Source organism: Streptomyces niger (genome assembly GCF_000718305.1).
Lineage (GTDB): Bacteria > Actinomycetota > Actinomycetes > Streptomycetales > Streptomycetaceae > Streptomyces > Streptomyces niger.
Genome location: NZ_JOFQ01000001.1, coordinates 93,496 through 104,655, shown reverse-complemented (window position 1 = coordinate 104,655; position 11,160 = coordinate 93,496). Strand labels below are relative to the sequence as shown.

The window sequence follows — 11,160 nt, the reverse complement described above, 5'->3', positions numbered from 1 at the left end:
TCCCGCACCTCACCGGTATCGAGCCGCCGTGGCTAGGAGCGAGGGGAGCCCGGAGAGTCCTGGTGGTGCTTGTGCAGGGGATCGGCATCGCCACCGGTCCGGTCGGTGTCGTCGTGTCCGTGGCCGCCGCGCATCATGAAGAACATCATCAGCGGGCAGACGGCGACGGTGAGCAGCAGGAACAGGGTTCCGGGCGATACTCCCAGCGCCACGAGCCCGACGATCGCGATCGCGAGGGCGATGGCGTACAGCGGGAGAGTGGTGCGCTTCATGATGGCCTCTATTCCGTCCCCGTCACCAGGCGGGAACTGCCCCACCGGGTACCGGCAGTTCTACTGCTGAACCGGGTACCGGCAGTTCTACTGCTGAGCCTGCCCGCGCGCGGAGCCCGGGAGCATGGGCCGACCGGCCACACCGCGGGCCCACAGCACCCCGCTCGCGAGGCCACTCGGCCCATACCGGCGTCGGTCCTACTCCCGCCTGTACGGCTGCCGCGGGCGTCGAGATTTCGTCGCTGCAGTCACTGCCTACTGCCGAAGGGGCACTGACTCAGGTCACTGGACTCGGTTGGTCGGCCCTGCAGAGCGCGATGAGTCCCGGATTATCCTGAGAAAGCATATGCCGCGGATGTGCCCATGCCGCGGGGCTTCCCAAGGGTTCCAGCCGTTGCCCGGCCGAAGCGGCCGGTCCGCTCGTGCCACAGGTACGAGCCTGCCAGCGCCTCTTGGAGCGACTTGACGAACCGTACCGCCTCGGGCGGGACGGCCGCTGGGGCCTCGGCCAGCGTGTCGACCCTGGCGGTCAAGAGATCGTTGACGACGGTAGCAGCGTCACGCCGATTCAGCCGAAGGGCTTCGCGGGCAACCTCCACGCCGTTGTTGCCCACTGTGCCCTCATCGACCTCCCGGTCGTAGGACACGATGTCGTTGTGCAGGCTGATGGCGTCCACGAACGCGTCAACGGCGGTGCGGAACTCCCTGCTGCGCAGCACGTTCGGGCGGAGCTCACCCATCGCGTGCTCCATGAGCACGGCGGTGAACTGCAGGCCGCCGAAGTCGCGGCGGGCTCCCAGATATTCGATCAGGTCGGTCACGGCATGGTCGACGTGCTCGAGCTCCCACAGCACCCCGTCCAGGAAGCGCCGCACGCTGCTGATGAACCGATCGCGCCAGAGCGGGCTCATGGTGGCGGCCGTGCCGGTCCACAGATCGGCGAAGGCCCGCTCCACGGGATTGCCCGGGCTCAGCGGACGCGGCAATCCGTCCAACGGCAAGAACAGCATCAGCCGTTCCACCTGAGCCGCAGCCGACTCCTGATCGTGGTCACGCCGGTAGAGCGGTAGGAACAGATCGTCGACGAACCACAGAGCAACATGCCAAGCAGTAACCAGTTCCAGCTCGCGGGCATCCGCGTCCGGATGAGTCAAGGCGATGAACAACGGGAAGTCGGCCTCACCGAACTTCTCCTCACTCCACCTTTGCGGCCACTGCAAGTACTCCTCATCGAACATGCCCATCTGCCGGGCCCACTCCTCGGCATGTGCGCGGGCCTGGCCAACATGAGGGTTGAGGCGGGACTCGAACGGCATGTGGAACTGCGGCTGTGGAAGGGATTCCATAACCGGGTCGCTTCCCTCCCCTGGCCACCGCGATGCCAGAGCTCACTCTTAAAGGTTCAATGTTGCGGCTCTCCGAGCATGCGACTCGCTGTACGGGTATGACTGGTCGGGGGGATCTGAGTGATGCCAAGTGGGCGCGCCTGGAGCCACTGCTGCCCATGAGCGACGGGCGTTGCGGCAGATGGCGGGATCATCGGCAGGTGATCAACGGGGTTCTGTATCGAGCGCGGACCGGTGTGTGGTGGCGTGCTGTGCCTGAACGGTTCGGTCCGTGAAAGACCGTGCACAAGCGACATGTGCAGTGGTCCTGACGGAACCCGGGAGCGGCTTCTCCGGCGTGACGGGCCATCAGGTCGATCCGGCGTGGAAGGGTCTGGCTGGCCACCTGGCGGTGGTGGTGCCGCAAGTGAAAGGGCTGGCCGTTCGCGAGGCGGATTCACCACCACAGTCCACCTGAGCGCAGATGGCCGGTGCCGCCCGCTGTCCCTGCTGGTCTCGCCCAACTCCGCGGCCTGGAAGGCCAACGCGTCAAGGCCCCCACTACCGCCTCCTGGCCCAGCAGTACAAGATCGGCCGGTTCCGCCGCGCCTACGACCTCGCCGCCTGGGACACCCAGGACCCGGTCAACCTGGCCCTGTCCTCCGCCAACACCTGCCTGTACGGCATCGTCCACGCCGCCATTCTCGCGCTGGGCTGTTCCCCAGCTCTTGGCTTTGTTCACAGCGGCAACCAACAGGCCTTCGTTCACGACGTCGCCGACCTCCACAAGGTCGACCTCACCATCCCCCTTGCCTTCTCCCTCCACGCCTCCACCAACCCCGAAGCCCAGGCCCGGCGCTCCTTCCGCGACGGCCTACACCTGTTCGAACTGCTGCCACGATCAATGATCGTGCTCTCTGCCACCGCAGTCCCGCTCCATCTGCGCGGCGCCCTCACACGCTGGCTTCTGGAAGTGACCCCCGAGCTGTACGTAGGCACTGTTTCCGCGCGTGTACGCGACGAACTGTGGTCCTCCGTTGCCGCGAGCACAGGCGATGGTATGGCCGTCCTGGCCTGTCCCAGCGACAACGAACAGGGCTTCGAACTGCTCCGGGCGAGGGGAGGTGAGCAGTAGACATCGTAGGATAGGGCGGTTGGCTGCCACCTTTGGTGCCGGCGGTCTCCGCAGTCGCCCCCCATGCCTGAACAGTGCACATGAGGAAAATGAACTACGGAACGACCTTCAGGGGCTGGCCGTACAGTTTTCGAACCCGTTCTCCGCGTTCCTGACAGACGCTTTCAGTGGCGCAGCTGATCCCACCACCAGGCAATGGAGGGGATCCGCGGGGCGGCGAGCGTGTCGTCGGAAGGAGCTGTGGCGGCCCAGTCGCTCTCGCTGTCGCCGGCGGTGCCGGTGCGGTAGCGGGGGACGGTGAGGGACCAGTCGAGATTGCCCCGAATATACTGTGCCAACTGGTCGAGGTAGTACCGGGTGAGGGGCCGCGCGGCGTGCTGCCCTCTCAGGGCCAGAAACAGGCACATGATGCGGTCGTGCAACCGCACGACCGCATCCATGCCGTCCTCGACCGTGCCGCCGGGCGGGGTGAGGAGATCGACGCAGTTGGTGCCGGTGGCCTGGGCGTCCAGCTCCCGGGCGTAGGAGTACAGGTCGTTGCCCAGCAGGACGAGCGTGTACGCCGCCTCCGTCGCCGCCCGCACAGCGGGCCGCTCGCTCTGGGCGCTCGGCAGCATCGTGCTTTCGGCGATTTCGATGAGCGCATGGTTCGCGCGCATCGCGCCGTCCCAGTTCCGCATCACCAGATGGTCCACGATCTCGGGAGGGCTCCCGCCCGCGCCGTGTTGGGCAACGCCGGCCGCCGCCCCCAGCATCCAGCCGCGGTGTGCGTCCACCCAGCGCCGCGTCAAGGTGGCGGGAGCGAACTCCCGGACGCGGCGTGAGAGGTCGGCGAAGGCCGCCGAGAGAGGGCTGTCGTCCCAGCCCGGAGCTTCGGGATGGTCCATGCGGTGCAGCAGACGCATCATCAGCGGAATGAATTCCTCCGGCCGCCTGCTGGTAGGACCCATGTCGCAGTACAGGTCATCCAGGGCGAAGGCCGCGGCGACCCAGTCCGAAAAAATCTGCAAGCCGTGCCCGCCGGCGTGGGGCGCCGCGCGGCCTGCCGCCTCCCCCACCCGGTTCCCCGCCGTCTGCTCCCGCGCCGAGTCGTCCGCGTCGAATACCCCGAAAGACGCCAACCACTTGATGCTGCGCTCACCGGCCGCGGCGGCCTCAGGGTGCACGGCTGCCGGAATCGGGCAGTACACCTTCGGCACCCGCCCCTGCCTGCCTGTGGATGTCACCTGCTGCACCTCGCCGAACATGTCCCTCCGCCGCCCTTAGCAGGTACGCCCCGCACCGGAGTCGGCCACATCCACGTCAGAGGCAGCATCGCCGGCCCTCGGTGATCTCGGCTTCGAGACTAGGCGGCGGATACGACAGGCAAGGGGGCCGCACCGCATTCCGCTCGACCGAGTAGGTGCAGGCCGTACCAGCGCGCGCCCTGCGTGACACCGCTGCGCCTGCAGGCAATTCCTCGCGTCGGTGGAGCCCGCGCCTGTTCCGCTTCGACCCTTTAGCCGCCACCTACAGGGTGGGGGTACCGAGCCGATTGTGGCTCCAGGATTGGGTAGCGCACATGATCACGGCTTCCGGTTCCGTCGAGTCGCAGGGGTCGGATGGTGCTACTGCACGTGGGGCGACTGGCGAGCATGATTGTGCGGCCTGTGCCGGCAGTGTGGTGAGGCCGATGACGGTCATCGCGCCGAGGACGACGCCCGTGAGTTCCTTCATCGGCGGCGCCCTCGACAGCCGCCGGTTCGCCAGCAGAGTCGCCCGGCACGGCGACTCCGTGGCCCGCCCTCGCCGACGGATTCTCCGCGATCGTGAGGATCGGCGAGCTTCGTGCGGCGGTGACGGAACCGCGGGAAAACTCATGTCTGAACCTACGGGGTGACGTGACTGGCAGCTGAGCCGGCAGTGCTGCAGACGGCGCCTGCGGACCCAGGCCGTAGCGGCGGTGACGGCCATGGGGATGAGCGCGTTCGGTTTCCCACGAGCTACTGCGGAAGAGTGCCTGGTCGGCGAGGGGCCTGGCCTGGTCCACCTGGGGGTGTTACTGAGAGATGTCGGTGAGACCGGCCCGGGCCGGTAGATCGGGGTAGTGCTGCAGGGGCCAGTGATAGTTGGTGAAGGTCGTCCAAGTGTCGTCACGGGCGCGCAGATGCACTGGGACAGGTTCACCGCGCTGATGCCGGACGTCAGTCTCGCCGGTGCGAATGAAGGTGCAGGTCAGCCCGTAATGAGCGGGGTCGGTGTTCAGCAGAGCGATCCGGGCGCCGGGACGCAGCGCATGCTGGAAGGCTCTGCGCGCGACGCGGACGCCACCGGTAAGCATGGTTCCCCGGCGCTCTCGTGCGGGGTGACGGCCGCCCGTGCTCTGGAATTGCCCATGACAGAGGCCGTGTCAGGGGCTTCTCCAGCTTCTGTGAGCCTGCGAGCCTCTTGTTGGGGTTGGCATACCTGCCGGGAGGGGGAGCATGACGTCAGTGCGTGATCCGGTTGCGCAGGGCGCCGAGCCGCCGGTGAATGGATCACCTTCCGTGACGGAGCGCGGAACGGCGAATTCGGCTGATTATTCCCCCGTGGTGGTGTACCAGGCGGTGTAGGAGTGCGGGTTTCCAAGCTCTGTCCCTCGTGCGTTGCGATGCATCCCTACGGGAACTGGAGATTTGCGTTGGCCGGTGTGGTCAACGGGGGGCCGGGGGCTCCGTCACTGTTGCTGTCAAGGCTGCGGAAGGGCCGTGGTCGCCGATGGTGACCGCGCCGTCGGTGTAGTGACCGGGGGCCGCCTGGGGGAGGGCGCGCAGGGCCAGGCTGCACACCAGGTCGCCTCGGTCGCCGCGGACGGTGTTCATGTGCGGGTTGCTCTCGACAGTGAGCATCCGGCCATCGTCGTCCATGTGGTGGGCGGCGCGGGCGGGTTGCCCGCCCCCTGCGGCGTCGGGGCGCCGGAAGCACGGTGGGCCGGAGAAGACGAAGCCGGTGGGGGCGATGAATCGCTGGGCGACACGCCCCGGTACGACGGGTTGGCCGACCGGTGTGGTGTACCGCATGTTGATGACGGCTTCGTCACCCGGTGCCGCCTGCGGGACGTTCTCCTGGAGAACGGTGATTCCGCGCTCATCCGTGACGGGGAGCGGGGCTGCGACGACCACCGCGACGGTACGCACCACGCGCCGGTTGACCGAGTGGGTCGTCGATTCGACGGCAACGGTGGCCTCATGGCGGCCGAGAGCGGCTGTTTCGGTCACCCTGATCTCGAAGCTGTGCTGAACCGTGTGGTTTGTGGCGTCGGCATTTGCCCTGGCGATGAGGTGCTGGACGGTGATGGTGCTGTCCCCCGCCGGCGTGGTGAGCCCGTCGGGAAGGGAAAGTTCCACGGTGACCTCTGTGTTTCCCGGTGAAGGCAGTGGCCGGGCACTGATCCGAACAGTGAGGAGGAACGTCCGGTCGCGCTGCACGGTGGTGGGAGCGTACGTCTCGACGAGCAGGTGCTCAGCGGCCGAGTTGTCCGCTGGGTGGTCCTGAGATGGTCCCGGCCGGGCGCTGATCCGGCGTACGCGGTTGCTGTCCGACTCGGCGATGATCAGGGAGCCGTTCCGGCCGACGACCAGGGCACGGGGAAGATACAGGTCTGCGCCCAGGGCCGGGCCGCCTTCCTCCTCGTGGCCGGGAACTCCGCCCGCCACCGTGGTGATGAGGCCGTCCGGGGTGATGAGCCGGACACACTGGTTCAGGGAGTCGGCCACATACACGTTCCCGGCGTCGTCCAGGTCCACACCGCGCGGCTGTTCCAGGCGGGACGCCACGGCAGGGCGTCCGTCCGGGTCGTGCCCAGGATGCCCTGTACCCGCCACCGTGCTGATCAGCCCGGCCGGTGTCACCCTGCGCACCCGGTGGGTCCAGCAGTCGGCGATGTAGAGGTTGCCGTTCACGTCGGTCGCCACATCAATGGGGTTCCGCAGGGCGCTGTCCGGGCCGGGCACACCGTCGGGCCCGAAGCCGGGCTCCCCGGTGCCCGCCACGGTTGTGATGAGGCCGTCCGGAGTGATGCGCCGGACGCGGTGGCCCTTCCACTCCGCGACGTACAGGTTGCCCACGTGGTCCAGTGCCAGCCCCCGGGGCTCGTTGAACGCGGCAGCAGCCGCCGGCCCACCGTCACCACCGTGCCCGGGTTCGCCGGTGCCCGCAATGGTGGTGATGACGCCGTCCGGGGAGATCCTGCGCACGCGGTGGTTCCAGTAGTCGGCGACGAACACTGCGCCGTGGGAATCGACGGCGAGGCCGCCGGGTTCGGCGAGGAGCGCCGCGGTGGCCGGGCCGCCGTCACCGGCGAAGCCCCGTTCGCCGGTGCCTGCCACGGTTGTGATGAGGCCGTCCGGAGTGATGCGCCGGACGCGGTGGCCCTTCCACTCCGCGACGTACAGGTTGCCCGCGTTGTCCAACGCCAAGGCGCGGGGCTGGTGGAGCGCCGCATGTACGGCGGGACCGCCGTCGCCCGCTGACGCCGGCCGGCCGGTGCCGGCGAGGGTGCTGATGACGCGTCCCGCTTCGGGAGTCAGGTCCGCGGCAGAACCGTTGGAGGCCAACATGGTGCCGTCTCCTTCCGCGCTACGGAGGGGCCGCCCGGCGGCGGGCACCGGCCGGAAGCCGACCGTGTCTTCACGGTACGCCGGATACAACGGTCGGCCGCCCGTCGCATGCAGTGGACCATCCCTTCCGGACACGCCGCGGTGATCCTGCGTACCCGTCGCAGACGGGGTGACACACCGGCCATGTGCCGGCGAGCGTCTCCAGGGAGTGCGGACTCGGTGCCGGTGCCGGTGTGAACCGGAAACTGTCCAACTCCCTTGTTCCGCGATCGCCTTGCCCGAGAGTTCTTGCCTCTTACTTGCGATGGGTGGCGCTCGGACTGCTGGAGTGCAGGTCCGCATACGAGTATTCGCGCGCTCGATACGTGCGGAACCGTTCCGCGGCTGCGAAGCGGCAGCGAGGGCAGTCAGACGGTCACACAATAATTGCCTTGCCCTGCCTTGCCCTGCCTTCCCGCGAGGACGTGATGCCTGTAATGGCGTTTTTGCTAGGGTTGTCCGCACGTACATTCTCCGCACACCCGAGGCCTGCTTGTGCATCATCGAAGGATATGATCAACCGCCATGCTCATCGATGCTCACGGCTGGCAGTCCGATCGAGCGCGAGCTGACGCCCCCTCGATATATCCGGCTACGGGGCAAATGTGTTTCCTTCGCGTTCCGCTTCTTTCCCTTCGCGCGTCCCCGGCAATTCCAGCCGATCGTCTGCCTGCGGTGCTCAGGAAATTCTTTCGGGGCGCCGCCCGGGCCACGCACGGGAACCTTCATGAAAACTCTTCAGGTGGTCCGCGGCTTCCCGCCGGCGGTCCAGCTTCTGCTCATCAACCAATTCGGCGTGGACGTCGGCTTCTACCTCCTCATTCCCTTCTTGGCGGCCTACCTCGGACACGACCTGGGCATGTCGGCGGCGCTGGTCGGGCTGGTACTGGGGTTGCGCAATCTCAGCCAGCAGGGTCTGTTCATCCTGGGCGGTTCGGCGGCCGACCGGCTCGGACCCCGCACGGTGATCATCGCCGGGTGTGGACTGCGGACGGTCGGCTTCGGCCTGTTCGCCATCGGGAGTTCGTTCCCCGTCGTGCTCGTCGCCGCCGGGCTCAGCGGACTCGCGGGGGCACTCTTCTACCCGGCCGTACGTACCTATCTCGCGCGCGCATCGGACGGCGGTGCGGCCGAGTCCTTCGCATTGCTGAACGTCTTCGCCACCAGCGGCTCGCTGGTGGGGCTGCTGCTGGGCGGCCTCCTGGTCCTGGTGGACTTCCGCTGCTGCGCGCTGGTGGCGGCTGCGGTGTTCGCGCTGCTGACCGTGGCCCAGTTGTTCGCGCTTCCGGCGTACCGGGCGACGGAGCGGCAAGGCTCGGTGCGCGCGGACTGGCGGGAGGTGTTCGGCAACCGCAGGTTCCTCGTCTTCGCGATCGCCGCGGCGGGCATGGCCACCCTGGAGAACCAGCTCTACCTGCTGCTGCCCGAAGGTGCGCGCAGGGCCTCCGGGCGCGAGGAGTCGGTCAGCGTGCTGCTGGTCGTGGGAGCGCTGATCAACATGGGGCTTCAGCTGCGGGTCACCCGGGCCGTGGAACGGCGTGGCGGCGGCACTCGATGGGTGGGTCTCGGACTGACGCTCATGGCGTGCGGGTTCGTGCCGCCCATGTTCGTCCGTGGCCAGGTACCGCCGGCCGGTCCGGTGGAAGCGGCCCTGCACACGCTCCCGGTCCTGGCCGGGGCGCTGCTCCTCTACTGCGGGGTCATGATCGCCCAGCCACCTGTCATAGGCCTGATTCCCAGGTTCGGCCGGGAGGGGCTCACGGGAACGTACTTCGGGGTGTTCTCCATGTTTTCCGGCTTGGCGGCGGCGGCCGGGAACGCGCTGGTGGGCTGGGCGATGGACACCGGATGGCGGACCGGTCACGAGGCGCTTCCCTGGGGCTGCTGCGTGTTCTTCGGGGTGGCATCTGCCGTGGCGGTTGCCTGGTTGTACCGCACTGGCGCGCTGCCCGGCCCGACGGCCCTTGATGAGACGGGCAGTTGCCCAGGTGCGGGCCGGGTGCCCCGGCCCGCTCACGCCTTCGATGAGGAGGCGAACCGGCCGCACTGAGCGTGTCGAAGCCGTACGAGGCGGTGTCCGGCACCGCGTCTCCGTCGAGGGACGGGGCGCCAGGACCTCCGGCGCCCCTCTCACCGCTACTCGAAGAATTCGTTACCTGCCACGCGTAACCACGCGCTACGCCCTGCGAATGCTCAGGAGATGATTGTCGGACACGCGGTGTCCAGTCATGTACACAGCGCTCAATCGGCAACTTACGTGACCTGAGTAAAATCCTGAGCGCAATTCCCGTGAGCATCCGGCGTGCAGGCGGAACGTGGCGCGTTTGCTGCCTTGGCAGTGCGCTCTTCACTCTCTAACTTTGAGACGTCTAATTGTCGAGGTCGGCGCAGTGATCGTGACTGGCCTACGGCGTAAGGGGGGCAGGCGGCGAGGAGGCGCTTTGCCGAGTCTTTCGGACGGCCGTAGCGAACTGCTCTCGGGTGGAACTCCACGGTCATCGGCCACTCCGGTTGTTTCCCTCGATATATCTGTTGACGACATACCGCGTACGCTGTGGTTGAAGTTGGAATCTGCAAACGCCTTCGGCTCCGTCAAGGGGCGAACGGCTGTAGCGCTGTGGCAGGACGTCGTCGACCGTGTCGATCCTGCGATCGGCATCATCGAATCGACGTCCGGCAATCTCGGCCTCGCGCTGGCGGCAGTCGCCGCTTCGCATCAGGTTCCGTTCACGGCCGTCGTGGACCCCAAGACCAGCGGGCATGTCATCGAAGGCATCCGAGCCCTCGGCGGCACCGTGGTCATGGTCGACCGACCGGATGGCGCGGGAGGATATCTGCTCAGCAGGCTGGACTACATTCGGCAGCGCTTGCGCGCCGAGCCGTTCCTGGTGTGGCCCAACCAGTACACGAACCCGGCGAACCCGCGGGCCCACTCCACCGGCACCGCCCCCGAACTGCGGGCGCAGATCCCCGAGGGCCGGACGACCGTGCTGGTGGCGGTCTCGACCGGCGGAACGCTGGCCGGCTTCCGTGACTTCGTCACCGCGTCCGTGCCCGACTGGGAGCTGGTGGGAGTCGACATGACGGGATCGGTCGCTCTCGGCGGCCCGCACGGACGGCGGGTGCTTTCCGGAATCGGTGCCAGCCGTCCGTCATCGTTCCTGCCGGGCGGATTCCGTCCCGCGGTGCGCATCACACCGCAGGAGGCCGTGAGCGTATGCCTGTGGCTTCAGGAGACCGCAGGGCTGGGCGTCGGCGCGAGTTCCGGGGCGGTGATCGCGGCGGCATTGCAGCTGTTTCGCGCCACGGCCCGGCGTACCAGGGCCGCCTGTCTTTGCGCGGACGGCGCCGACCGGTACCTCGGCACCGTGTACTCGCGGCACTGGCGGCAGCAGCAGCGGCTCACCACAACGGGAATTACTGACAGGGTGAAGGTCCTGGCGGTGGACCGTTCCTCGTACGGTGCCGCGCAGGGTAGTGCGGGCGCCGTGGATGCGGATCCATCGGCGGGCGGACGGCGGAGTGCCGGCGCTCCGTCCGCCGGAGCGTGCGCGTCGGATACCCGGGCTGTGCCGGAATCAGCCGTCCTCACGTATTCCGACCCTGGCCTTGATCCAGGCCCCGACCGGTGATCCCGACGTGTCCCCGGTCGTGTGGGAAACACCGGGGTACCGCAAGGGGCGCACGTCAACCGGTGGGCCGGGCGCAGCCGGTGCGGCCGCACCGTGGCCGGGCGCTGCTCGGTGGGGAGCCGTGCGCCCGGCGGTTTTCCCGGCTCCGGATGTCTTTCCGGCTTCCGGGCACGCCGGTCG

The 11,160-nt window shown here is 67.9% G+C and carries 7 protein-coding genes and 2 pseudogenes; 5 read left to right on the top strand and 4 right to left on the bottom strand.

Features of this window, described 5'->3' with window-relative positions; translation table 11 throughout:
- Positions 1-32: 32 nt before the first annotated feature.
- Together IF20_RS00485 and IF20_RS00480 are read right to left on the bottom strand one after the other, a co-directional pair.
- The gene (locus IF20_RS00485; RefSeq protein WP_052862874.1) at positions 33-272 is read right to left on the bottom strand and encodes a DUF2933 domain-containing protein; all 240 of its coding nucleotides are present in this window, start codon (positions 270-272) and stop codon (positions 33-35) included.
- A 329-nt stretch (positions 273-601) separates the two neighbouring features.
- Positions 602-1,618 carry a terpene synthase family protein gene (locus IF20_RS00480; RefSeq protein WP_052862873.1) on the bottom strand — a complete coding sequence of 339 codons (1,017 nt, stop codon included), beginning with the start codon at positions 1,616-1,618 and terminating at the stop codon, positions 602-604.
- Between the two features lie 98 nt (positions 1,619-1,716).
- Here IF20_RS00480 and IF20_RS40820 point away from each other — a divergent pair.
- The 3 genes and pseudogenes from IF20_RS40820 to cas2e form a co-directional block, all read left to right on the top strand.
- Positions 1,717-1,954: pseudogene (locus IF20_RS40820) on the top strand (transposase); the annotation flags it as partial.
- A gap of 158 nt (positions 1,955-2,112) precedes the next feature.
- Positions 2,113-2,498: pseudogene (gene cas1 / locus IF20_RS00475) on the top strand (CRISPR-associated endonuclease Cas1); the annotation flags it as partial.
- A gap of 3 nt (positions 2,499-2,501) precedes the next feature.
- The gene (gene cas2e / locus IF20_RS37115) at positions 2,502-2,732 is read left to right on the top strand and encodes a type I-E CRISPR-associated endoribonuclease Cas2e (RefSeq protein WP_110943761.1); all 231 of its coding nucleotides are present in this window, start codon (positions 2,502-2,504) and stop codon (positions 2,730-2,732) included.
- Between the two features lie 164 nt (positions 2,733-2,896).
- Here the strand turns inward: cas2e and IF20_RS00470 are convergent, their stop codons facing one another.
- Both IF20_RS00470 and IF20_RS00460 read right to left on the bottom strand, forming a co-directional pair.
- Positions 2,897-3,979 (bottom strand): terpene synthase family protein, encoded by a 1,083-nt coding sequence (locus tag IF20_RS00470; protein ID WP_052862872.1) that lies wholly within the window; start codon positions 3,977-3,979, stop codon positions 2,897-2,899.
- 1,425 nt (positions 3,980-5,404) lie between these two features.
- Entirely contained in the window at positions 5,405-7,309 is a 1,905-nt protein-coding gene (locus IF20_RS00460) for an NHL repeat-containing protein (protein ID WP_052862870.1), read from the bottom strand.
- A 766-nt stretch (positions 7,310-8,075) separates the two neighbouring features.
- Here IF20_RS00460 and IF20_RS00455 point away from each other — a divergent pair.
- Positions 8,076-9,398 carry an MFS transporter gene (locus IF20_RS00455; RefSeq protein WP_110943653.1) on the top strand — a complete coding sequence of 441 codons (1,323 nt, stop codon included), beginning with the start codon at positions 8,076-8,078 and terminating at the stop codon, positions 9,396-9,398.
- 265 nt (positions 9,399-9,663) lie between these two features.
- Complete coding sequence (locus tag IF20_RS00450; protein WP_110943652.1) at positions 9,664-10,980, top strand: pyridoxal-phosphate dependent enzyme; 1,317 nt, start codon at positions 9,664-9,666, stop codon at positions 10,978-10,980.
- The last annotated feature ends 180 nt before the right edge of the window (positions 10,981-11,160 follow it).